This is a genomic window from Nocardia sp. NRRL S-836 (assembly GCF_001279525.1).
In the GTDB taxonomy this organism is placed as follows: Bacteria; Actinomycetota; Actinomycetes; order Mycobacteriales; family Pseudonocardiaceae; genus Lentzea.
The window spans coordinates 680107-705547 of the sequence record NZ_LGDY01000091.1 but is presented as its reverse complement, the minus strand read 5'-3'; the positions used below and the strand labels follow the sequence as shown (position 1 = coordinate 705547).

Here is a 25441-nt window from a genome sequence, read left to right as displayed (position 1 = left end):
TCACCTTCCGCTGGCCGGGATGAATTCTCGAATCATTGCAAAACACCGCGGCCGGGAAACTGATCAGTCCCGCGGTTACCGCCTAGTGGGCGGGAGGTGGCGTTTCATGCCATACGCTGTTTTGCAATAGCCGTTTGGGAGGAGCTTGATCCGATGTCGGCAAAATTGTTCGCCCCGGACGTCACCCTCACTTTTGACGAGCTCGAACAGCGCGCTCTTTGCGCGGCCGACGTGCTGCGCGACCACGGACTCGGCCTCGGCGACCGCGTGCTGCTGAAGGTCGACAATTCCGTTTCTTATCTCAGCACGCTGTTGGCGCTGATGCACGTGGGCGCGTCCGTTGTACTTGTAGATCACCAGCAGAAGTCCGATGACACCGCACAGGCGTGCAGTCGTTCCTCGGTGAAGATGGTCATCGTCGACGACGACGCCCCCATTTCGAACGATCAGGAGATCGTTCACTGCTACGAGCTCGCGGTCGGTGCGTGCGGCCGTGAGCCGGTCGACTCGGCGCTGGACTTCTCGGCGTGGTGCGCGCTGCCGGACAGCATCATCATGTGGTCCTCCGGCTCGACCGGCGAGCCCAAGGGCGTCGTGAAGAACGGCGGCCGGTTCCTGAAGAACCTGCGGCGCAACGCGGACCTCGTCGGGCACCGCTCCGACGACGTCCTGCTGCCGTTGCTGCCGTTCAACCACCAGTACGGGATCTCGATGGTCCTCATCGCGTGGCTCGTGCGGTGCTCGCTGGTCATCGCCCCGTACCGCAGGCTGGACCGGGCGCTGCGGCTCGCCGGGATGGTCGGTGCGACCGTGGTCGACGCGACCCCCGCCACCTACAAGAGCATCCTGAACATCGTGGACCGGCGCAGTGCGTTCGTCGGCTCGTTCAGCGACGTCCGCATGCTGTGCAGCGGTGCCGCGCCGCTCGACCCGGCCCTGTCCCGGCAGGCGTTCGAGGTGTACGGCATGCCGTTGCTGGACTCCTACGGCAGCACCGAGATGGGCAACGTCGCATTCGCGACGCCGGACAACCCGGTCGGCACGGGACAGCCGGTCGAGGGCATGTCGGTGCGGATCCGCGGCGAGGACGGCGCGGAGCTCCCCGCGGGTCAGATCGGCGAGATCGAGGTGCTCGACCCGGACCTCATGGAGGGATATCTCGGACCGCAGGGCACGGTGACGCCCGTCGCGCGGGAGTGGTACGCCACCAATGACTTCGGCTATCTCGACGCCGACGGGAACCTGTTCGTCGCCGGCCGCAAAACGGCCGTGCACCGCAACGGGTACACGTTGCACCCCGAAATCATCGAACACACACTGGCCGCACAAGGATGCGTCGCGATGATCGTGGCATTGCCGTGTGAACGACGTGGCTCGACGCTCGTCTTCTACGTGGAGGACGAGCAGAAGCGTGACTCAGCCCATTGGCGTGAGCTGATCAACGGCGTTCTGCCGAAATACGAGCAGCCGAACCGGGTGCACGTCATCGAGCGGTTCCCGCTGAACCGGAACGGAAAGCCGAACCGCAAGGAGCTGGAACAGCTCGCACTCGCGGAAGCTCAGTAGCAGCGCATTTCTCCGCGGACATTCAGGCCAGAGGTGTCCGCAATCGGTGTGGGTCCCGATCAGACAGCGCGTCGAGGGTGATCGGGACCGCCACCTCGTCAGGCGGTGATGTGCCGGATGACCGCGGCGAGGGAAAGTTCCCGTGGCTGCGCGGTGTCCACTGAGAGCGCTTCCCCGTGCCAGGAGGGGAAGTTCGCCAGGCGCTGCCGCACGTCGGACCAGTCACCGGCGTCGTGCCAGCCGGGGATCGCGCGGCTGCGGCCTTCGAGCCTGCCGCGGTGGACCTCCGGGTCGGAGCACCGGCACACGACCGCGCGGAACTCCGCACCGGCCCGGCGGGCCAGGCTGCGCCAGCGGTCCCTCGTCGCCACCCGTTCGGTGGGATGGTCGAGGATGACGGACTGGCCCGCGACGAGCTGCCGCAGTGCGAGCGTGGTCAGCACCTCTTCCGCCATCTCCAGCGGATCGTCGAAGTAGCGGCCGCCGAACGGGGTCAGCGCACCGAGCAGCCAGTCCGTGGCGAAGACCGGGATGCCCAGCTCGGCGCCCGCGGCGTCGGCCAGCGTGCTCTTCCCGCTGCCGGGCACCCCGGAGAACACGACCAGCCGGGCATCCGCGGCGGCGGGCGGCAGGTCGAAGTCGCCGAAGTCGGCCGGCAGCCCCGGTGTCACATCGGCCGGCACCAGTCCGGCGACCCACGTGGTGACGATCCGATGCGGCCGCGCGGCCTCCACGACGCAGGAGACGACGTCGACGGTGCCGTCGTGGCACCGGATCCGCGCCCGCGCGGTGGTCTCGCCGACGTCCAGGCCGACCACGACGACCGGCGCGTAGCGCGCGGCGCGTCCGCGGGTGACCTCGACGTACCTCTCGGGCGTGACGGCGGCGAGGAACTCAGCCGTGAACACCTCGGACGCGTCAGCTCCCCAGCCGGGCGTCCCGTCCAGGCCGTCGAGGATCCACTCCAGCCGCGCGAGGGCGGGACCGGCCGCGAAACGGTGCACTGTTCCCCCAGGGCGAAGTGGTCGAGGCGAGCCTAGCGAGCCGGCCGGGAAGCCAGCCGGACGTTCGCCCACGACTGAACGGAACTGCCCCGAGCCAGGAGGAAGCAGGGCGCCGGTGCCGGAGGCGGCGAGGCCCTCGGCACCGGCGGCGACCCGGCGGTCCGCTTCACTCGGCGACGCGTGTGCGTCCGATCCAGCGGAACACCACCTCGGTGCGCTCGGCGGGCGTGGTGCCGTCCCGTTCGAAGTGCTCGTGCCCGCCGTAGTGCGGGATCTTGACCTTCTTCTCCTCGCGGTGCACCCGCTGTGCCCGCGTCGCCTGCGGCAGGTCGGCGGGGCCGCCGTGCAGCACCGCGTCGACGAGGTGGTCGGAGCCGCCGTCGACGACGGCGATGTCGCTCAAGCTGTTGGTCTGCACACCCTCGGTCATGCCGGTTTCCCTTCGCTACGGTCGTGAACTTTCTCCTGCGACGTCCTCACTGCTGCTTGCGGGAGCGGAAGAGCGTGGAACTGCGGTGCCGGACGGGCCGGCGGCTCAGGCGGCCATCCGCGTGCGGACGACGTCGAGCAGCTCGGGCACCCGGTCGTCCAGGTAGAAGTGGCCGCCGGGGTAGGTGAACAGCGCCGAGTCCGCGGACAGCTCCTGCCACGCGGCCAGTTCGGCGGGTTCGGCGCGGGGGTCGTCCACCCCGCCGAACACCGTCAGCGGGATCGGCAGCGGCGGTCCCGGGACGTGGCGGTAGGTCTCGTTGACCGTCAGGTCCGCGCGTAGCAGCGGGAGGAACAGCTCCAGCAGCGAGCGCTCCTCCAGCAGCACGTCCGGGAGGCCACCGAGCGCGCGCAGCTCCTTGACGAGCTCGCCGGTGGGCAGCGCGTGCAGTTCCCTGCGGGTGTTGGGCAGCTGGGGCGCCGGCCGGCCGGACACGAACAGGTGCCGCGGTGGTGGCCCGCCCCGCTCCACGATCCGCCGGGCGACCAGGTAGGCGACCAGGGCGCCGAGGCTGTGCCCGAACAGGGCGTAGTCGCCGGTGAGCTCGCTGCCCAGCCCGCTGAGCACGTCGTCGGCCAGCGCTTCCGGGTCGTGGTGCGGGGTTTCGCGCCCGCGGGCCGCGCGGCCGGGGAGCTGCACCGGGCAGATCGCCGGGTCGCCGTTGCCCGCGGCACGCCAGCCGGCGTACACCGCCGCGCTGGCGCCCGCGTGCGGGAAGCAGAACAACCGGGTCCCGGTTCCGGCACTGCCGTAGGGCAGCCACTGTCCCGTCATGCTCGCCGTGGTCACTCGACGTCCACCTTCAGGTACGCGGGAACCGGCTGGATCTGGTCGAGGCCGGACTCCAGCACGAGGCGGTCGCCGTCGCGGACGATCTCGCTGAAGCCCGCGAACGCGTAGGTCACGTACATCACCCGGTTCCGCCCGGTCTCGACGAAGTCCGCCCGCAACCGGGCACCGTCCGCCTTCGCCAGCCGCATCACGTGGTTGAGCAGCACCGTGCCGACACCGCGGGCCATCACGCGGCACGACATCAGCATCATCCGGAGGTGCCACGCGGGCTGCCCGCGTTCCACGAGCGCGAGGCCGATCTTGCCGTAGCCGCCGTACCTGTCGGTCAGCGAGGCGACCAGCAGCAGGTGGTCGGGCGAGGTGCGCAGCGCGTCGAGCTCGTCGTAGGAGTAGGTGCGGCCGGTCGAGTTCAGCTGGTTGGTGCGCACGGTCAGCTCCTCCGCGCGCTGGAGGTCCTCCCGCTTGGCCTCGCTGATCGTGAACACCATGTCCAATGTGGACAGGAACGCCTCGTTGGTGCCCGTGTAGTCGAGCTCGGCCCGGTCGCGCACCACGGCCGCGCGGTAGAGGTCGCGGCGCACGCGGGACTCGTCGGTGACGAACCTCGGCTGGAACTCCTCCGAGGCCAGCTCCGGTGCGATCCGCGCGGTGTCGACCGTCTTCACGGCGGGCAGCGCGTGCGCGACCTCCTCCAGCTCGAACGGCTGGTCGTCGACGAACGCGATGGCGTCCAGCCCGATGTTGAGCTCCTTGGCGATCCGCTCGACCGACTGGGACTTGGGGTTCCAGTTGATCTGCGGGTACAGGAAGTACTCGTCCAGGCCCTCCGCCTTCAACCGCGCCATGGCGGCGTCGTGGTCGTTGCGGCTGGCCACCGAGTGCAGGACGCCCAGTGCGTCGAGCCGTTTGATCTCCTCGACCACCTCGGGACGCACGCGCACGGCGGCGTCTTCGAGGAGGGTGCCGTCCCACAGGGTGTTGTCCAGGTCCCACACCACGCACTTGATGCGGCCGCGCTTCGGCTTGGCCGGAGCGGCGATGTCCGTCTGCGTCACTGCGCCACCTCTCGATATGCCTCGGCCGCGATCGTCAGCTCCTGCACCTGCGTGCTGCCTTCGATGACCTCGGTGACCTTGCTGTCCCGGTACAACCGCGCGACCGGGTAGTCGGGGCTGAACCCGTTGGCGCCGTGGATCTGGACCGCGTCGCCGGCGGCCTGCACGGCGGCTTTGGAGGCGTGGTACTTCGCCACCCACGTGGCCATGATCGTGGCCGGGTCGCCCGCGTCGTTGAGCGCGCCCGCCCTCTCGCACAGCAGCCGGCCCGCGTCTCGCGCGGTCACCATGCCGCTCATCATCTGCCGCACGTGCGGCAGGTCCCGCAGCGGAACGCCACCGGCCGACCGGACCGACGTGTACTGCGCGCACGCGTCGATCGCGGCCCGGATGATGCCGACCGCACCGCACGCCACGCTGTAGCGGCCGAGGCCCAGTGCGTTGGTCATGACCGTGCCCGCCGCCCAGCCCTGCGGGCCGAGCAGAGCGGACGGTTCCAGGCGCACGCCGGTGAACTCGATCTGGGCGAGCATGCTCGCCGTGGTGCCCGACACGTGCGGCAGCGGGGTGACCCGGACACCCGGCCGGTCGGCCTCGACCAGGAAGGTGCACATGCCGCCGCCGGTCGACGCGAACACCATGAAGAGGTCGGCGACCTGGCCGCCGGTGATCCACTTCTTCGTGCCGTTGAGAACCCACCCGTCCTGGTCCCGCACCGCCGTGGTGCCTTCCGCGGTGGCGTCGCTGCCGCTGCGGTCGGGTTCGGTCAGGCAGAACGCGCCGAGCTTCTCACCACGGGCGAGCGCTCGCAGCCACTTCTCCTGCTGCGCCTGGTCTCCCCAGCGGTGCACCGACGCGCTGACCATCGAGTGCACGGTCAGGAGGCTGCGCAGGGAGGAGCAGCCGCGGCCGACCTCCTCGTGCACGCGGCCGAGCGTGACCATGTCCATGGCCGTGCCGCCGTACTCCGAGGGCAGGAACGGCGCCCACAGGCCGAGTTCGGCCACCCGGGACAGCACCTCCCGCGGGATCCACTCGGCCCTCTCGAAGGTGTTGGCCTGCGGCGCGATCTCCAGGTCGACGAACCGCCTGACCTCGGCGAGGCCGGCCGGTCCGCTCAGTGTTTCCGCTTTCATCACCGCTCCGCTCAGCCCACTGCCGCGGACGTCTGCCGCTGCACCAGGTCGGCCATCAGCGCGACGGAGCGGAAGTTGCCCAGGTGGAGCTCCTCGTTCGGGATGCGGGTACCGAACGCCTTCTCGATGAACATCACCAGCTCCATCGCGAACAGGGAGTTCACGAACCCGAGCGCGAAGATGTCCTCCTCGTCGGTGAAGGTCACGTCCGGGAACTTGGTCGTGATGAAGGTGCGGATCCGGGTGCGGGCGTCGTTCGACATCTCTGGACCTTTCTCGACTGGAACTTCGGGACGGCGGGCGAGATCAGCCCATGCTCTGGTAGACGTAGAAACCCTCGCCGCTCTTGCGCCCGTGCAGACCGGCGTCGGTCATCTTCTTGAGCAGGGGGCAGGGGCGGTACTTGCTGTCGTTGAACTGCTCGTACAGCACCTCGACGCTGTACAGGATGGTGTCGACGCCGATGAGGTCGGCCGTTTCCAGCGGTCCCATCGGGTGGCCGAAGCAGCTGCGGAACACCTCGTCGACGGTCTTCGCGTCGGCGACGCCCTCGTGGACCAGGAACGCCGCCTCGTTGACGGTCAGCATGAGCACGCGGTTGGACACGAACCCCGGCGAGTCGTTGACCGGGATGGACTTCTTGCCCATCGAGTCCAGCAGCGCGCGCACGGTGTCCTGGGTCTGCTCACTGGTGTGGTAGCCGGGGATGAACTCGCAGGCGGCCTTCATCGGCACCGGGTTCATGAAGTGCACGCCCATCACCTTGTCCGGGCGCGAGGTCAGTGCGGCGAGCTTGGTGATCGGGATCGCCGACGTGTTCGCCACGAACACGGTGTCCGCCTTGCAGACGACGTCGAGCTCCGCGTACACCGCGCTCTTGAGGTCCCAGTTCTCGGTGATGTTCTCGATCACCACCTCGGTCTCGGCGAGCAGGTCGAGCGAGGTGCCGACGGTGATCAGCGCCAGCACCGCCTCCGCGTCGACGGGCGGGCCGCCGAGCATCCGGCTCAGCCGGCAGTCCAGCTCGATCCGGGCGAGCGCCTCGTCCAGGGCGTCCGCGTTGTTGTCCACCAGGACCACGCGGTGCCCGTGCTGGGCCAGGTCCTGCGCGACGCCGGTGCCCATCACTCCGGCTCCGACAACTCCGACGTTCGTCATCACTACTCCTCGACTGCGCTGCTCATGGGGGAAGAAACGGGGGCGGCCACACCGCCTGTGCGCCGCGTCAGGCGCCGGCCGGCTCGGTGACCACTCGGGTGCCCCTCGGAACCACGGTTCCGGAGGCCGGGGCGGTGGGCTCGACCCAGTAGCGGTCACGCTGGAAGGCGTAGCCGGGCAGGGTCGTCTTCCTGGCTCCGCGACCGTCGTTGTGGGCCCGCCAGTCGACGTCCACACCGGACAGCCAGAGCCTGCCGAGCGCGTCGGCCACGGACTCGGTGTCCTGCCCGGGGTCCGACTCACCGGGAAGCGTGGGCACGAGGTGGGCCCAGGACTTCTGCGGGAAGTCCGGGTGGCCCCGGAACATCGACCCCATCGACTGTCCCGCGCCGAGCTCGACGAACGCGGTGTCCGGCCAGTGCGCGGCCAGGTGGCCGATCATGGTGGCGAACTGCACCGGGCGGCACATGTGCTCGGCCCAGTAGCCGGGGTCCTTCAGCTGCCCCTCGGTGATCGGCAGACCGGTGACGTTGGACAGGTACGGCGTCCCGGGAGCCCGTGGCCGGAGGTTCAGCCTGGCCCAGGCCGTGAGGTCCGCCGCCACCGGCCGCAGTGACCGCGAGTGGAACGCGTGGGTTGTGCGCAGCGGCCGTGCGGGCACACCCTCGGCGGCGAGCTTCTCGGTCAGCTGGACGACACCCTCGGGCGAACCGGAGACGACGATCATGCGGGGGCCGTTGACCGCGGCGACGTCGACGCCGAAGACCGCGAGGTCCCCCACCACCCCGGTCAGCTCGTTCTCCGACAGCGGCACGGCGGCCATCGACCCGGCCGGCAGCCCCGAGATCAGCTTGGCCCGCGTGGCGACCAGGGCCGTGGCCTCCTGGAGGGTCAGGCTGCCCGCGAGCGCCGCCGTGGCGAACTCGCCGACGCTGTAGCCCGCCAGGACCGACGGCTGGACACCCCAGGCCGTCAGCAGCGCGCCCAGCGCGTAGTCGACCGCGAAGACACCGGGCTGGACGACGACGGTGTCCGCGGGCCCACCACCGGCCTCGGCTTCGGGCGCGCGGCCGAGCAGGGCGGCCAGCCCTCCCCCGCCGCCCGTCCTGGCACCGACCAGGCGTGCGACCGGGTCGAAGCCGAGGTGCTCGCGGAACAGCCCGGCGCACTCGTCGATCGCCGCGCGGAACACCGGTTCGGAGGCGTACAGGCCACCGGCCATGCCGTCGTACTGCTCCCCGACACCGGCCAGCAGGAACCCCGCTTTCCGGGTGCTCACACCGCTTTCGGCGAGGACACGGGCGGGAGAGGTGAGCGCCTCCACGGCGTCGGCGCACGACGAGACGACGGCCATCCGCCGGTTCCCGAACGTCTTGCGACCGCACTGCAACGTGTAGGTGGCGTCCGCCAGGTCCGTCCACCGCGCGGCGTCCGCCGCCAGCCTCGTGGTCGCCGCGTCGGCCGCCTCGGCCGTGTGCGCCGACCAGACCAGCACCTGGTGCGGCCGTGCCGCCGGTCGCACGTCGTCCTCGACCGGCGCTTCCTCGATCACGACGTGCACGTCCGCGCCGCCGTAGCCGTGCGCGTTGACACCGGCCAGTCGCGGACGATCGCCGCGCGGCCAGTCGGTCAGCTCCGTGACCACCGCGAGCTTGTCACCGGCCGCGGCCAGCCTCGCGCCGGGCTCGGAGAAGTGCACGGCGGGCGGCAGCTTCTCGTGGTGCAGCGCGAGCGCCGCCTTGATCAGCCGGGCGATCCCGCCCGCCTGGTTGATGTGGCCGAGGTTGCCGTCGGTCGAGCCGAGCGTGACCCGCTCGACACCGTCCACTCCGAACACCTCCTGCAGCGCCATGACCTCCACGGCGTCACCGAAGGGCGTGCCCATCGCGGTCACCTCGACGTGGTCGATCTCGGCCGGGTCCACCCCCGCCACGGCCATCGCCTCGGCCAGCACGGCGGTCTGCCCCGGCACACCGGGCACGCCGAAGCCCTGGCGGCCGTGCCTGCCCTCGTGCAGCGCCGCCCAGCCGCGGATGACCGCGTAGATGCGGTCCCCGTCGGCCTGCGCGTCCTCCAGCCTCCGCAGCACGACGGCGCCGACCCCGTCACCGGGGATCTTGCCGTTGGCACCGGCGTCGAGCACGCGGCTGACGCCGTCCGGGGAGAACTCGCCGCCCTCGTGGTAGAGGTAGCCGGGGCACTGCGGGACGATCACCGAGACCGCGCCCGCGATGACCAGGTCCGACTCGCCGGCGAGCAGGCTGCCGCAGCCCGCGGCGACCGCGGCGAGCGCGGTCGAGCTGCAGCTCTGGACGCTCACCGACGGTCCGGTGAGGTCGAGCGCGTACGACACCCGCGACGGGAGCAGGTCCTTCTCGTTCTGCAGGACGAGGTGGTCGGGCCCGTGGGTCAGCACGACGTCGTCGTTCTGCAGCAGGTTGGACAGCAGGTAGGTGCTCGGCGCACCGCCGGCGAACACCCCCACCAGGCCGTCGAAGCGGCTCGGGTCGACGCCCGCGTCCTCGAGCGCGTGCCACGAGCACTCCAGGAACAGGCGGTGCTGCGGGTCGGCCAGCTCGGCATCGGTCCGGCTGAAGCCGAACAGCTCGGCGTCGAAACGGTCCACATCGGACAGCACACCCGACGCGGCGACGAAAGCGGGGTCGTCCACCAGCTCCCGCGGCACGCCGGCCGCCAGCAGCTCGGCCGGGCTCATCCTCGTGATCCCGTCCCGCCCCGCGCACAGGTCGGCCCAGAACTTGCCGAGGTCGGGAGCACCGGGGAAGTTCCCGGCCATGCCCACGATCGCGATGTCGTGGCTGGTCTCGCGCTCTGGGCCTTCTGGGCCGGCGTCGCGTTCTTGTGTGGTCACCTGGTCCTCACCTTCGGGTTCCGGTCTGGCGCCTGCGCAGGTTCCCGGCGCGCGCCCGGCGGCGTTCACCGCGGGCGGACGCGTCCCCGGCCACGTCCACGAGGTCCGGCGCCGCCGTCTCCGGCTGGGCGAGCAGGGTCGCGAACTCGGCGATGGTCGGCTTCTCGAACAGGGTCGCCGGAGCCAGCTCGACGCCGAGCTCCTTGGCGATGCGGCCGATCACCACCAGACCGACCAGGGAGGTGCCGCCGAGGTCGAAGAACCGGTCGTTGACACCGGCCCGCTCCAGCCCCAGGCAGGCCTGCCAGATCTCGGCCACCTGCTGCTCGGCCGGAGTGCTCGGGGCCACGTAGGGGGTGCGCAGCTCGGGCCGCGGATAGCGCTTGCCGCCGGTCAGGTCGACCGCCGCACCGCCCACCAGCGCCTCGACGGAGTCCAGCTGGGCCAGTGCGGCCAGCGCTTCGGAGAGCTCCAGCGACAGCACGGCCACCTGCGTCTCACCGGAGGCCACGATGCGGGACAGCAGCTCCGTCCCCTCCTCGGTCGGGATGCCGAACTCCTCGCGGAACCGCTTGGAGCTGTCCTGCATCTCCGCCGAGCCGGCCAGACCGGCCGACGTCCAGGGGTCGAGCTGCCACGGTCCCCACGCCACCGAGACGACACGTTTGGCAACGCCGCCCGTGTTGGCCTCCACGACCGCGAAGGCGTCGAGGAAAGCGTTTGCCGCCGCGTAGTCGGTCGCGCCGACGCCGACGGTCAGGCTCGCCACCGACGAGTAGAGCACCAGCAGCTCCACCGGGTCGGCGCGCAACGCCTCGGCCAGTGCCAGCGTGCCCGCCACCTTCGGGGCGAGCACCGCGGCCGCCTGCTCCTCGGTCTTGGTCTGCACCAGGCCACCACCGGCGACGCCCGCCGCGTGCACGACGCCGTGCAGCTCACCGAAGTGCGCACGGACGTCCCGCACCAGCGCGACGACCTGTGCGGGGTCGCTGACGTCGGCCTGGGCGACGAACACCTCGGCGCCCAGGGCCCGCAGCTCCGCCACGGCCATGAGGACGCCGCTGGTCTTGTCGTTGACGCCCTTCTCCGCGATCCAGGCGTCCCAGGTCTCCTCCGGCGGCAGCCCCTTCCGCCCGGCCAGCGCGAGTCTGGTGCCGAGCGGGGCCAGCCGCCGCGCCAGTGCCAGCCCGAGCTCGCCCAGACCGCCGGTGATCAGGTAGACACCGCCGGGACGCCACGCTTCCGCGTCGTCGACCGCCGGCAGCCCGACCACCTCGAAGGCGCGGACCCAGCGGCGGCCGTGCCGCCACGCGGCCACGGCGACACCGTCCACAGTGTCCGAAGTGGACGCTGCCAGGCCGTCGAGCTCGCGCAGCGCCTGACGGGCGTGGTCGCCGTCCGGTCCGAGGTCGGCGTACTGCGAGCGGAGCAGCGGGTACTCCGCGGCGATGGCGCTCGTGATCGCCGCGATGGTGGCCGCGTGCGGGTCCTTCGCGTCGCCGTCGAGCACCTCGAAACCGTTGGCGGCGAGGCTGACCAGCTCGACCCGCCGGTCGGCGCACTCCGTGCCGATGGCCTTGCCGAGCCGCATCAGGCTGTAGAAGCCGCTTTCCTGGCTGGTGTCGGTGAGGCCGTGGGCGTGCACGATCCGCACCGGCTCGCCGGTGGTGCCGGCCAGCAGGGCGCGATAGCCCTCGGCGTCCCGCGGCGGGGTGTGCGCGTGGACCACGTCGTGGCCCGCTTCCCGGGCCAGTGCGGTGAACCGGTCGGCGAACTCCCCCGGTTCGGCGAGGAGCACCAGCGGTCCCGCGGTGGCGGGCACCGGACGGCTGTTGTCCCGCCGCCAGGTCGGCACGTGGGCTTTCAGGCCGTCGTACGACGGCATCCCGGCGTTCACCGCGCCCGTGGCCGCGGCCGGACCGGTGGTGACGTTCGCCGCGACCTCCGGCCAGTAACGCGTGCGCTGGAAGCGGTAGGCGGGCAACAAGACGAACACGCGGTCCGCACTCGCACCGCTCGCCCAGTCGACCGGCACGCCGTGCTCCCACAGCGCACCGAGCGCGGCGAGCCACGACCGGCGGTCCGGCTCGAACGGCACGCTGACCATCGGTGCGCGTGACCCGGCCGCGTCCGGACCGACCTCGACGAGCACCTCCGCATACCGGCTCAGAACCTGCAGGGCGTCGGCGATCCGGTCGGACTCATCCGCCCAGCGGGCGGCGTTCGCCACCTCGGCGGCGGTCAGCGCGGCACCGGTGCGTGGCGACACGACCGTGACCGCGGGCTCCGCGACCGTGCCGGGCACGGTCCCGTCGAGCGCCAGCGCCAGGCCGTCGGCCAGCGACACCACCCCGCCGACCACCGCGGCGACGCACTCGCCGACCCCGGCCCCCAGCACGGCGGCGGGAACCAGGTTCCACGCGCCGAGCAACCGGGCCAGGCCGTACTCCACCGCGAACAGGACGGCCCGCTCGTCAGCGTCGGCCTCGCCGTGCAGCGCGCCCAGCAGGTCCACCCGTCCGTTCAGCAGGCCGGCGCACTCGTCGATCGCGGCACGGAACGCCGGTTCGGTGCGGTACAGCTCCTCCGTGGTGCCAAGGCAGGAACCGAGGGCCGCGGGGAGGAAGAGGCCGAAGCGGCGCCGGTCCTCGACCACGGCACCGGTCACGCCCGCCCGCAGCGACGCGATGGCGTCGGCGGTGTCGTACACCGGCAGCGCGGCCCGCACCGGCAGCGCGCTGCGCCCGGCCTGGGTGGTGTGCGCGACGTCGGCCAGTTCCAGCTCCGGGTGCGCCTCCAGGTGGTCGGCCAGCGCCGCCACGTTCGCGCGCAGGCTGGACTCGTTGTGCCCGGACACCGTGAGCAGCTGCCACGGCGGACCCGGTTGCGGCGCAGGGCTCTGCGGTGCCTGCTCCAGTACGAAGTGGACGTTCGACCCCGACCAGCCGAACGAGCTGACGCCCGCTCGCAGCACGCCGTCGGCGTCCGCGGGGAACGGCCGCGCGGTCTGCACGGGCCGGACCGGGCCGTCCAGGGTGACGACCGGGTTGGGCGTGGTCAGGTGCAGGTTGGCCGGGATCTGGCCGTGTTCCAGCGCGAGCACGGTCTTCACCAGACCGGCCATCCCGGCGGCGGCCAGGGTGTGGCCGACGTTGGACTTGACCGCGCCCACGTACAGCGGTTCCGGCGCGGACCGCTCGCCGAAGACCTCCTGCAGGGCGGTGAACTCGATGGCGTCGCCGAGCTGCGTGCCGGAGCCGTGCGCCTCGACGTAGCCGATGTCGTCCGTCCGCACGCCCGCGTCGGCGTGGGCGGCACGGATGACCGCGATCTGCGCGGCCCGGTTGGGTGCGGTGAGGCCGTTGCTGCGCCCGTCCTGGTTGGTCGCCGTGCCGCGGATCAACGCGCGGACGCGCTGCCCCGGTGCGGCGTCCTGAACGCGGCGCAGCACGACCACGCCGCCGCCCTCGCCGATCACGTAACCGTCGGCGGACTCGTCGAACGTCTTCGTGCGACCGTCGGCGGCGAGCATGCTCATCTTGCAGGACTGGACGAACACCTCCGGGTTGATCATCGTGGAGGAGGCGCCGACGATCGCGATGTCGCACTCGCCGCGGCGCAGGCTCTGCACGGCCAGGTGCATGGCGCTGAGCGCGGAGGAGCACGCGGTGTCCACGGTGAGGCAGGGGCCGCGCAGGTCGAGCTGGTGCGCGATCCGGCCGGCGGCCGCGGACAGCGAGCTGCCCAGGCCGAAGTACGGGTCGTCCCCGGCCTCGGCGCCGTCGGCCTCCAGCTGGCGCATGCTGTACTGGATGGTGTCGATCAGCCCGGCGAACACGCCGGTGCGGCTGCCGCGCAGTTCCTCCGCGGTCAGCGCGGCGTCCTCCAGCGCCTCCCAGACCAGCTCCATGAGCAACCGGAAGCTCGGGTCGGTGCGGCGGGCCTCCTGCTGCGAGAGCCCGAAGAACGTGGCGTCCCAGCCCGCGATGTCGGTGACGAACGCGCCGTGCTGGGTGTAGGCCTTGCCCGGAGCGGTGCGGTCGGGGTCCAGGAAGTCGGCGGCGTTCCAGCGGTTCGCCGGGGCCAGGCTCACCAGGTCCTTGCCCTGCATCAGGTTCTGCCAGTACTCGTCGACCGTGTCGCTGCCGCCCGCGAACCGGGCGGACATGCCGACCACGGCGATCTCCTGACCCTGCGAGGAGTTCGCGCGCACGGCGGCCTTCGGCGCCGACGGCTGTTCCCGCGGACCGAGCTCCGTGAGCAGGTGGGTGACGAGGGCGGCCGGGCTCGGGTGGTCGAACACGACGGTGGGCGGCAGCGCCAGCCCTGTCTCTGCGTTGAGGCGGCCGCGCAGCTCGACCGCGGTGAGCGAGTCGATGCCCAGCTTGGTGAACAGCTGCTGGGCGCTGACCTCCTCGTCGTGGCCCAGCACGGCGGAGGTGTGGGTGAGCACGAGCCGGTGCAGCACGCGTTCGCGCTCGGCCTGGGGCAGGCCGGCGAGCCGCGTCCGCCACGCCGTGGTGACCTCGGCGCCCTCCTCGGCACGCCGCGCGTCGGCCTCGGCGATCGCCAGCACCTCGGGCAGGTCGGCGAGCAGGGGGCTCGGCCGCAGTGCCGCGAACGGCGGTGCGAACTTCGCCCACTCGAACGCCGCCACGGTCAGCGCGGTCTCCTCACGACCGAGCGCCCGCCGCAGCGCGGCGACACCCAGGTCCGGTGCCATCGTCGGCACGCCGAGGTCGCTGAGCAGCTGGTCGGCCTGGCCGCTGACGCCCATGCCGACCTCGCCCCACCGGCCCCAGGCGACGGACGTGGCCGGCAGGCCGCGGAACCGGCGCTGCTGGGCGACGGCCTCCAGGTAGGCGTTCGCGGCGCCGTACACGCTCTGCGCGGGGTTGCCGACGGAGGCGGCGATGGAGGAGAACAACACGAAGGCGTCCAGGTCGAGCCCGTCGGTCAGCTCTTCGAGGTTGCGCGTGCCGATCACCTTGGCGCGCAACGCTTCCGTGTAGGATGTGCGGCCGATCGTCTCTATCTGCCCGATTTCGAGGACGCCCGCGAGGTGGAACACGGCGCGCAGGTCGGCGCGGACGCCGTCGAGGACGTCCTTGAGCGAGTCGCGGTCGGCGACGTCGCAGGCGATGACGGTGCCCTTGGCGCCCAGCTGCTCGCGCAGGACCTCCGCACCCGGCGCGTTCTCGCCGGTCCGGGAGACCAGGACGACGTGGTCCGCGCCCGCCTCGACCAGCCAGCGGGCGACCACCCCACCGAGACCGCCGGTGCCGCCGGTGACCAGAACGGTGCCGCGCGGCTTCCAGGAGCGCGCCGGGCCGGCGTTCTCGGCGTGCACCAGGCGACGGCCGAACGCGCCCGCACCGCGGAGCGCGACCTGGTCCTCGCCGCGCGGTCCCGTGACCACGGCACCGAGGAGTGCGCTGAGCCGTTCGGACGGCTCGGCCGGAACGTCGACAAGCCCGCCCCACAACCGCGGGTGCTCCAGCGCGGCGGCCCTGCCGAAGCCCCAGAGCTGGGCCTGGACCGCGGAGTCCGGCGCCTCGTGCGGGCCGGTCGCCACCGCTTGCCGCGTGACCGTCCACAGAGGAGTGGTGAGCTCACGGGCGGCCAGTTCCTGCACCAACGACAGTGTTGCCTCGGCTCCGAAGGACAGGCCGTCGTTCTCGTGCTCGTCCAGCGCCACCAGGGAGAGCACACCGTCGAACTCCGGGACGCCGTCCAGCGCGGCGGCCACGGCGGCCCGGTCGGGTGCGTCGAGCACCACGCGGTCGACGTCGGCTCCGCGCAGTGCGGCCGCGGCGGCCTCGGTCCAGTCGCCGGACCGCGCGGAGGACACCAGCAGCCAGCGCCCGGACGCCACCGCCGGTTCCGGCGCGAACGGCTTCCACCGCACGTGATATCCCAGAGCGTCCGCTTCGGACTCGTTCGCACGGGAGGTGCGCCAGCGCGCCAGTGCCGGCAGGACGTCATCCAGCGGGACCTGCGCGTTGGGCAGCTCCAGCTCGGCGGCCAGCTCCCCGGCGTCGCCGTTCGCCACGACGGACCAGAACCGGGCGTCCTCGCCACCGGTGGCGGCCGTGCCGTCTCCGGCGTCCTCCAGCCAGTAGCGCTTGCGCTGGAACGGGTACGTCGGCAGGGAGACGGTGCGGGCACCGGTGCCGGCGAGGTAGGCGGCCCAGTCGACGCCGATGCCGTTGACGTGCAACGCGCCGAGCGCGCGGACGAGCACCTCGACCGGATCGCGGTCCTTGCGCTGGGCGGCGGCGAACACCGCGTCGTCGGCCAGGGCGGACCGGCCCATCGCGGTCAGCGGAGCGTCCGGTCCCAGCTCCAGGAACGCGGTCACACCGCGCTTGCGCAGGGTCTGGAGGGCGTCGGCGAACCGCACCGCCTCACGGGCGTGCTCGACCCAGTACGCCGGGTCGGTCAGCCGGTCGGCGAGCTCACCGGTCAGCGTGGAGACCACCGGGATGGCGGGCTCGGCGTAGGTGACGTCACGGGCGATCTCCGCGAACTCGGCCAGCATCGGGTCCATCAGGCCGGAGTGGAAGGCGTGCGAGACCTTCAGCCGCGTCGTGCGGCGGTCGGCGAACCGCTCGGCCACCGCGAGAACGGCCTGCTCGGCGCCGGACAGGACCACCGCGCGGGGGCCGTTGACCGCGGCCAGGCACACGTCGTCGCCCAGGTGGGGGCGGACCTCGTCCTCGGTCGCCTCGACCGCCACCATCGCGCCACCGGCCGGCAGCGCCTGCATCAGCCGGCCGCGGGCCAGCACCAGCCGCGCCGCGTCGGCCAGGGAGAGCACACCGGCGACGTGGGCGGCGGCGAACTCGCCGATCGAGTGCCCGGCGAGGAGGTCGGGGACGACACCCCACGAGGTGACCAGGCGGAACAGCGCCACCTCGAAGGCGAACAGGGCGGGCTGGGCGAACTCGGTGCGGTTCAGCCGTTCCGCGTCGTCGCCGAACACCACCTCGCGCACGCCCGGCAGGTGCGCGCAGGCCTCGTCGAACGCGGTGGCGAACACGGGGAAGGCGGCGTGCAGCTCACGGCCCATGCCGAGCTGCTGCGACCCCTGGCCGCTGAACAGCACGGCCAGTTTCCCGGCGGTGGCGAACCCGGTGATCGCCCCGGCGTCGCCGTCGGCCACCGCGCGCAGTCCGGCGACCAGCTCCTCGGCGTCGGCGCCGACGACGACCGCGCGGTGGTCCATCGCCGCACGGGTGGTGGCCAGCGACAGCGCGACGTCGACGGGCTCGTTCGGGACCTCGTCCACGCTGGGCAGCAGCGCGGCGGCCTGGGCACGCACGGCGGCGGGCGACGCCCCCGACAGGACGTACGGCACCACGGCCGGTGCGTGCACCTCACGTGGCGGCAGCGGTTCTTCCGGCGCCTGCTCCAGGATCACGTGGGCGTTGGTGCCGCTGATGCCGAACGACGACACGCCCGCGCGGCGCGGCCGGTCCGTCTCCGGCCACGGCCGCTGCCGCGAGAGCAGCGCGACCGTTCCGGCCGACCAGTCGACGTGCTCGGACGGCCGGTCGACGTGCAGGCTCGCCGGCAGGACGCCGTGCCGCATCGCCTCGACCATCTTGATGACCCCGGCGACGCCCGCGGCGCACTGCGTGTGCCCGATGTTGGACTTGACCGACCCGATCCACAGCGGCTCGGTGCGGTCCTGGCCGTAGGTGGCCAGCAGGGCCTGCGCCTCGATGGGGTCGCCGAGCTTCGTGCCGGTGCCGTGCGCCTCGACCGCGTCCACGTCCGGCGGCGACAGCTTCGCGTTGGCCAGCGCCTGGCGGATCACCCGCTGCTGGGACGGCCCGTTCGGGGCGGTCAGGCCGTGGGACGCACCGTCGGAGTTGACCGCGCTGCCGCGGATCACGGCCAGCACCGGGTGACCGTTGCGCCGGGCGTCGGACAACCGCTCCAGCACCAGCATCCCGGCGCCTTCGGCCCAGTTCGTGCCGTCGGCACCGGCGGCGAACGGCTTGCACCGCCCGTTCGCGGCCAGCCCGCGCTGGCGGGAGAAGTCGACGAACGGGCCGGGGCTGGACATGACCGTCACGCCGCCGGCCAAGGCCAGCGTGGACTCCCCCGTCCGCAGCGAGTGGGCGGCCAGGTGCAGTGCGACCAGTGAGGACGAGCAGGCCGTGTCGATCGACACCGACGGCCCCTGCAGGCCCAGCACGTAGGAGATCCGGCCGGACACCACGCTGCCCAGCGTCCCGGTGGCGAGGTACCCCTCGTACTCCCCCGGCACCGCGGTGAGCCGGGTGGCGTACTCGGTGTAGGTGGCACCGGCGAACACGCCGGTGGCGCTGCCCTTCAGCGAGGCCGGGTCGATGCCGGCGCTCTCGACGGCCTCCCACGCGGTCTCCAGCAGCAGCCGCTGCTGCGGGTCGGTCGCCTCGGCCTCGCGCGGCGAGATGCCGAACAGCTCCGCGTCGAACTCGTCCGCGTCGTGCAGGAAACCGCTCTCACGGACGTAGGTCGTGCCCTGCCGCTCGGGGTCCGGGTCGTAGAGCCCGTCCAGGTCCCAGCCGCGGTTGGCGGGGAACGGCGACACGGCGTCGCCCTCGGTGCTGACGAGGTCCCACAGCTGCTGCGGCGACCGGATCTCGCCGGGGTAGCGGCAGCTCATCGCGATGATCGCGATCGGCTCGGCGTGGCGTTCCTGCGACTCCCGCAGCTGCCGGCGGCTCTCCCGCAGGTCCGTCGCCATTCGCTTGAGGTAGTCGACGTACTGCTCTTCGGTGGGCATCGGTCACAGCTCCTATGACGGCCGGGCTGGTCAGCGCGTGCCGAACTCGTGGTCGATCAGCGCGAGGATGGTGTCCGGGGTCGCGGTGTCGAGATCGGCTCCGCCCCCGTCCGTGCGCTTGGCCGTCCAGTCGGACAGCAGGCGCTGCAAACGCCGGTCGACCTCGATGTCGTCCGGATCGGTGGCGGCGAGCATCGCCTCCAGCCGGCCTATCTGGTCGATCAGCGCGGTGCCCGCCGGTTCGGCGGCACCGGCCAGTTCGGTGTGCAGGAACGCGGCCAGCGCGGCCGGGCTCGGGTAGTCGAAGACCAGCGTGGAGGACAGCCGCAGCCCGGTGGCGGCGCTGAGGCGGTTGCGGAACTCGACCGACGTCAGCGAGTCGAACCCGAGGTCGCTGAAGCCGCGGGCGGGTTCGACGCTGTCCGCGCCCGTCCTGCCCAGCACCAGTGCGGCCTCCCGCCGGACCAGGTCGAGCAGGAACTCCTCACGCTGGGCCGCGGTCAGTTCCGCGAGCTTCCGGAGCAGCTCGCCGTCCTGCTGCGCGGTGGCCGCCTTGGCCCGCACCCGGCCCGAGGTGCCGACCAGGCTGCGCAGCAACGGGGACAGGGACGCGTCCGAGGCGGTGGCACGGGCCGTGGCGCGGTCGACCCGCAGTGCGAGCAGGACCGGGTGCGCGGTGCCGACGGCGAGGTCGAACATCGTCATGCCCTCGGCGGCCGTGATGGGCGGGAAACCGCTGCGGCGCAGGCGTTCCTCGCCCTCCTCGCCGAGCCGGCCGCCCATGCCGCCCGACCACAGGCCCCACGCGATCGAGTGAGCGGCCAGGCCGTCACCGCGGCGGCGGGTGGCCAGGGCGTCGAGGAAGCTGTTGGCAGCGGCGTAGTTGGCCTGTCCCGCGTTGCCCAGCACCCCGGCGGCCGAGGAGAACAGGACGAACCAGCGCAGCGGCAGGTGCCGGGTCAGCTCGTGCAGGTGCCAGGCCGCGTCGACCTTGGGTGCGAAGACGCGGTCCAGCCGCTCCGGGGTGAGCGCGTCGACCAGGCCGTCGTCGAGGACGCCCGCCGCGTGCACGACACCGGTCAGCGGGTGCTCGGCCGGAATCGCGCCGAGCAGGTCCGCCACGGCCTCGCGGGAGGCGACATCGCAGGCGACGACGGTGACCTCGGCGCCCAGGCCGGTCAGGTCGGCGACCAGCTCGGCGGCACCGGGTGCGTCCGGGCCGCGCCGGCTGGTCAGGAGCAGGTGCCGGACCCCGTGCTCGGTCACCAGGTGCCGGGCGAGCACGCCGCCGAGGTCGCCGGTGCCACCGGTGATCAGCACGGTGCCGTCCGGCTCGGGACCGCCCGGGATCGTGAGCACCAGCTTGCCGATGTGCTTGGCCTGGCTGAGGAAGCGGAACGCCTCCGGTGCGCGCCGCACGTCCCAGAGGCGGGTCGGCAACGGCGTGAGCACCCCGCGGTCGAACAGCTCGACCACCTCGGCCCACATCCGGGTGAGCAGCTCCGGCGCGGCCTCGATCAGGTCGAAGGGCCGGTAACGGACTCCGGGGTGGCGCGCGGCGACCTCGTTCGGGTCGCGCAGCCCCGCCTTGCCCATCTCCATGAACCGGCCGCCGCGCGGCAGCAGCCGCAGCGAGGCGTCGACGAACTCACCGGTCAGCGCGTCCAGCACGACGTCGACGCCGCGCCCGCCGCTGGTGGTCGTGAAGTGCTGCTCGAAGTCGAGCGTGCGGGAGTCGGCGATGTGGCCGTCGTCGAGCCCGGCCGCGCGCAGGACGTGCTGCTTGCCCGTGCTCGCGGTGGCGTAGACCTCCGCGCCGAGGTGCCGTGCGATCTGCACCGCGGCCATGCCGACGCCGCCTGCGGCCGCGTGGATCAGCACCGACTCGCCCGCGCTGAGCCCGGCCAGCTCCGTGAGCCCGTAGTAGGCGGTCAGGAACACCAGCGGGACCGAGGCCGCGGTCTCGAACGGCCAGCCGTCGGGAACCCGCGTCACGTAAGAGCGGGGCGCGACGGCGACCGTACCGATGCCTCCGGCCGCCACGCCCATCACGGCCTCGCCGACCGCCAGGTCCGTCACCCCGGACCCGACCTCGACCACCACGCCCGCCACCTCGTTGCCGAGGGGACCGGGCTCGCCGTCGAACATGCCGAGCACGTTGAGCACGTCGCGGAAGTTCAGGCCGGCCGCGGCGACGGCGATCCGGACGTCGTTGGCCGCCAACGGTTCCAGCGCCTGCGGGTGCGGCTCCAGGCGCAGGTTGTCCAGGGTGCCGCGACCGGTCATGCCCAGTCGCCAGGCCTCGCTCGCCGGGGGAACGAGCTCGTCCTCCGCCGGCAGTGCGGCCAGCCGCGGCGCCGCGAACTCGCCGCCACGCAACAGCAGCTGCGGCTCGCCGGTGGACAGGGCCGCCGCCAGCTGCGCGGAGGTCGGCTCCGCGTCGGTGTCGATCAGCACGTACCGGCCGGGGTGCTCGGACTGGGCCGACCGCACCAGGCCCCAGACGGCGGCGGCCGCCGGATCGACCCGGTCCGTGCCGGCCGCGTCGCGGGTGAGCACCACCAGGGTGGCGCCGTGCAGGCGTTCCTCGGTGCTCCACCGCTGCAGCACGGCGAGGACGCGGGTGGTCTCCGCCAGTGCGGTGCCCGCCACGTCCACGCTGCCCGTCAGGTCGGCGGTGCCCGCGACCTCAACGCTGCCCGGCACGTCCGCGACGTCCACCCTGCCCACCACGTCCGCGCTGCCCGTCACGTCGGCGGCACCCGCCACGTCGGCGGTGGCCGCCGAGTCGCCGGTGGCGGCCGGGTCGGCGCTGCCCGTCAGGTCGGCGCTGCCCGTCAGGTCGACGGTGCCCGTCAGGTCGGCGGTGCCCGCCAGGTCGACGGCACCAGTGCGGACCGGGAGCACGACAACCGGCGGAGGCGCGACGTCGTCGGCCAGCTCGTCCGCGAAGATCCACTCGACGTCGTACTCGCCGGAAGCGGAAAGCGCTTTCCACTGAAGGTGGTACAGGGACTCCAGGCCACTCGGCTCGGCTGTCCTGAACTGCTCGGCGCTGATCCGGCGCAGCACGAGCGCGCCGATGGTGGCCACCGGGGCACCGACGCCGTCAGCGACCCGGAGAGTGACCGCGTCCGACCGGCCGGGGGACAGCCGCAACCGCAGCGTGGTGGCGCCGACCGCGTGCAAGGCGACGTCCTGCCACAGGTAGGGCACCCGAGGACCGGAGTCCTCGTCCGCCGTGAGACCGATGGCGTGCAGGCAGGCGTCGAGCAGCGCCGGGTGCAGGCCGAACCGCTCGGCGTCCTTGCGCGCCTCGCCCTCCTCGGGCAGCCGCAGCTCCGCGTAGAGCTCGTCGCCGAGGCGCCAGGCCGTCCGCAGGCCGCGGAACACCGTCCCGTACTCCAGGCCGTTGCGGGCGAAGGCTTCGTACACGTCGGCCAGGTCGACGGCGGTGGCGCCACGCGGGGGCCACTCGGTGAGGTCGAAGTCCGGCGGCACGACGGACGGGGCGAGCGTGCCGGAGGCGTGCTGGGCCCAGTCCCCCTCGCCGGCGCGGGAGTGCAGGGACACCGACCGGCGGCCCGACTCGTCCGGCGCGGCCAGCACGACCTGGAGGTCGCGTGCGCCGTCCAGGAACACCGGCTCGTGCAGGGTGAGCTCCTCCAGCTGCGGGCAGCCGGCCTCGTCGCCTGCACGGAGCGCCAGCTCGACCAGTGCCGTTCCCGGCAGGACGGCCGTGCCCGCGACGACGTGGTCCGCGAGCCACGGGTGGGTCGAGAGCGAGACCCGGCCGGTGAGGACGAGTCGCGAGTCGTCGGCCAGCGCCACCGACGCACCCACCAGCGGGTGGCGGGCGTCGGTCAGGCCCAGCCCGGCCGGGTCTCCCGCGCTGCCCGCGGACTTCAACCAGTAGCTGTCGTGCTGGAACGCGTAGGTGGGCAGCTCCGCCGCGCGAGCGCCGGTGCCCTCGAAGAACGTCCGCCAGTCCACGCGTCCGCCGCGCACGTGCAGCGTGGCGAGGGCGGTCGTCGCCGTCACCGGCTCGGAACGGCCGGCGCGCGCCATCGGCACGGCCAGCACGTCCTCGTCGGGCAGGACGCGGGCGACCATGGCGGTCAGGACCGCGTCGGGTCCCAGCTCGACGAACCGCGAGACGCCCTCGGAGCGCAGCCAGGTGATCGCGTCGGCGAAGCGGACGGCGTGGCGGACGTGGTGCGGCCAGTACCCCGGCACGGTGACCTCGCCGGTGCCGGCCAGCTTGCCGGTCACGTTGGACACCACCGGAATCGTCGCGGCACCGTAGGAGACGCTCCCGGCGACCGCGGCGAACTCGGCGAGCATGCCGTCCATCCGCGCCGAGTGGCACGCGTGGGTCATGCGCAGCCGCTTGGTCTTGCGGCCCTGCGCGGCGAACGACTCCGCGACCGCGAGGACCGCGTCCTCGTCGCCGGACAGCACCACCGCGTCCGGGCCGTTGACCGCGCCGATCTCCACGCCGTCGGTGAGCACGGCGCGGACCTCGTCCTCCGCGGCTTGGACGCTGACCATGGCCCCGCCGGTGGGGAGTGCCTCCATGAGCCTGCCGCGTGCGGCGACGACCTTCGCCGCGTCCGCCAGCGTCCAGACACCGGCGACGTGTGCGGCGGTGAGCTCACCGATGGAGTGGCCGGCGACGAAATCGGGACGCACGCCCCAGGACTCCAGCAGCCGGAACAACGCCACCTCGACGGCGAACAGGGCCGGCTGCAGGTACGTCATCCGGTCGAGCAGGTCCTGGTCGTCGCCGAACACCACGCCGGCGAGCGGCCGGTCCAGGTGCTCGTCCAGCGCGGCCACCACCGCGTCGAACGCCTCGGCGTAGACGGGAAACGCTTGGTGGAGCTCACGACCCATGCCGCAGCGCTGGCTGCCCTGCCCGGTGAACAGGAACGCGGTGCGCCCGATCAGCGGGGTGCCCGTGACGACGGCGGGCGAGGGCGTTCCCTGTGAGAGCGCGGTCAGACCGGCCACGAGGTCGGCACGGGTCGAGCCGATCACCGCGGCCCGCCGGTCGAGCGTGGCGCGGGTCGTGGCGAGCGAGCAGGCGACGTCGAGCGGATCGGTTCCGGCCGCGGCATCGAGGAGACGGGACGCCTGGGCCCGCAGGCCGTTCTCGTTCTTGGCCGACACCACCCACGGCAGCACCGGCGGAGCCGTCCGTTCGACGTCCTCCTGCTCGTCCGCGGCCTGTTCGAGGATGACGTGGGCGTTGGTGCCGCTCAGGCCGAACGACGACACCGCGGCGCGGCGGGGCCGGTCCACGGCGGGCCACGGGCGCTCGTCGGTGAGCAGTTCCACCGCGCCGGCCGTCCAGTCGACGTGCGGCGACGGTGCGTCGACGTGCAGGGTGCGCGGCAGCACGCCGTGCTTCATGGCCTCGACGACCTTGATGATGCCGGCGACCCCGGCGGCCGCCTGGGAGTGACCGATGTTGGACTTGATGGAGCCCAGGTACAGCGGCTCGTCCCGGCCCTGGCCGTAGGTGGCCAGCAGCGCCTGCGCCTCGATCGGGTCGCCGAGCCGGGTGCCGGTGCCGTGCGCCTCCACCAGGTCGACGTCCGATGTGGACAGTCGGGCGTTCACGAGCGCCTGGCGGATCACGCGTTGCTGGGACGGGCCGCTGGGAGCGGTGAGCCCGTTGGAGGCACCGTCCTGGTTGACCGCAGAACCGCGGACGACCGCGAGCACGCGGTGCCCGTTGCGGCGGGCGTCGGACAACCGCTCCAGCACCAGCACCCCGGCGCCCTCGGACCACCCCGTTCCGTCGGCCGCGGCGGCGAACGCCTTGCACCGCCCGTCGACGGCCAGGCCGCGCTGGCGGGAGAACTCGACGAACGTCTCCGGCGTGGACATCACGGTGACCCCGCCGACCAGCGCCAGCGAGCACTCACCGGTGCGCAGGGCGTGCCCGGCCAGGTGCAGTGCGACCAGGGAGGACGAACACGCGGTGTCGATGGTGACCGCCGGCCCCTCCAGGCCGAACGTGTAGGACACCCGGCCGGACAGCACGCTGTTGGACGAGCCGGTGCCCACGAAACCCTCGACGTCCTCGGCCACCGACGTCAACCCGGACACGTACTCCGTGCGCATCGCGCCGGCGAACACCCCGGTGGCGCTCCCCTTCAGCGAGGCAGGGGTGATTCCGGCGCGCTCCAGGGCTTCCCACGTGACCTCCAGCAGCAGGCGCTGCTGCGGGTCCATGGCCAGCGCCTCACGGGGCGAGATCCCGAACAGCTCCGCGTCGAACCGGTCCGCCTCGTGCAGGAACCCGCCCGAGGTGGTGTACGTGGTGCCGCGGTGGTCGGGGTCGGGGTGGTGGAGCGAGGCGACGTCCCAGCCCCGGTTGTCCGGGAAGCCGGTCACGCCGTCACCGCCCTGCGCCACCAGTCGCCAGAGGTCCTCCGGCGAGCTCACCCCGCCGGGGTACCGGCAGGCCATCCCGATGACGGCCAGCGGCTCGGCTGCGCTCTCCTGGACCTCGTCCAGGCGACGCCTGGTGTCGCGGAGCTCCGTGGTCAACCGCTTCAAGTAGTCGAGCGTCCGGTCG

Annotated in this window: 11 protein-coding genes; 1 reads left to right on the top strand and 10 read right to left on the bottom strand. The window is 72.6% G+C overall.

The features are described 5' to 3' along the window. The first annotated feature begins 153 nt into the window (after positions 1 to 153). A complete protein-coding gene (locus ADL03_RS13990; protein ID WP_053733786.1) occupies positions 154 to 1566 on the top strand; it encodes a class I adenylate-forming enzyme family protein in 1413 nt (470 codons plus the stop codon). Positions 1567 to 1664: 98 nt separating this feature from the next. Here ADL03_RS13990 and ADL03_RS13985 read toward each other — a convergent pair whose 3' ends face one another. From ADL03_RS13985 to ADL03_RS13940, 10 genes are all read right to left on the bottom strand, one after another. After that, positions 1665 to 2570 (bottom strand): ATP-binding protein, encoded by a 906-nt coding sequence (locus tag ADL03_RS13985; protein ID WP_053733785.1) that lies wholly within the window; start codon positions 2568 to 2570, stop codon positions 1665 to 1667. Positions 2571 to 2736: 166 nt separating this feature from the next. Continuing rightward, a complete protein-coding gene (locus ADL03_RS13980) occupies positions 2737 to 3000 on the bottom strand; it encodes a DUF5988 family protein (protein ID WP_197288307.1) in 264 nt (87 codons plus the stop codon). A 105-nt stretch (positions 3001 to 3105) separates the two neighbouring features. Continuing rightward, positions 3106 to 3849: a thioesterase II family protein gene (locus ADL03_RS13975; protein ID WP_197288306.1), complete on the bottom strand. Its 744-nt coding sequence runs from the start codon at positions 3847 to 3849 to the stop codon at positions 3106 to 3108. Further along, a complete protein-coding gene (locus ADL03_RS13970) occupies positions 3846 to 4907 on the bottom strand; it encodes an HAD family hydrolase (RefSeq protein WP_053733784.1) in 1062 nt (353 codons plus the stop codon). The genes ADL03_RS13975 and ADL03_RS13970 overlap by 4 nt, the downstream gene beginning before the upstream one ends. Then, positions 4904 to 6043: an acyl-CoA dehydrogenase family protein gene (locus tag ADL03_RS13965; RefSeq protein WP_053733783.1), complete on the bottom strand. Its 1140-nt coding sequence runs from the start codon at positions 6041 to 6043 to the stop codon at positions 4904 to 4906. The genes ADL03_RS13970 and ADL03_RS13965 overlap by 4 nt, the downstream gene beginning before the upstream one ends. 11 nt (positions 6044 to 6054) lie before the next feature. Further along, entirely contained in the window at positions 6055 to 6306 is a 252-nt protein-coding gene (locus ADL03_RS13960; protein WP_053733782.1) for an acyl carrier protein, read from the bottom strand. Between the two features lie 43 nt (positions 6307 to 6349). Continuing rightward, the gene (locus ADL03_RS13955; protein ID WP_053733781.1) at positions 6350 to 7201 is read right to left on the bottom strand and encodes a 3-hydroxyacyl-CoA dehydrogenase family protein; all 852 of its coding nucleotides are present in this window, start codon (positions 7199 to 7201) and stop codon (positions 6350 to 6352) included. 67 nt (positions 7202 to 7268) lie between these two features. After that, positions 7269 to 10073 (bottom strand): type I polyketide synthase, encoded by a 2805-nt coding sequence (locus ADL03_RS13950; protein ID WP_082373144.1) that lies wholly within the window; start codon positions 10071 to 10073, stop codon positions 7269 to 7271. A 7-nt stretch (positions 10074 to 10080) separates the two neighbouring features. Continuing rightward, positions 10081 to 18852, bottom strand: coding sequence for a type I polyketide synthase (locus ADL03_RS50485; protein WP_053733780.1), 8772 nt, complete (start codon positions 18850 to 18852; stop codon positions 10081 to 10083). Positions 18853 to 18882: 30 nt separating this feature from the next. Further along, positions 18883 to 25413, bottom strand: a complete 6531-nt coding sequence (locus ADL03_RS13940; protein ID WP_369808972.1) for an SDR family NAD(P)-dependent oxidoreductase — start codon at positions 25411 to 25413, stop codon at positions 18883 to 18885. Between the last annotated feature and the right edge of the window lie 28 nt (positions 25414 to 25441).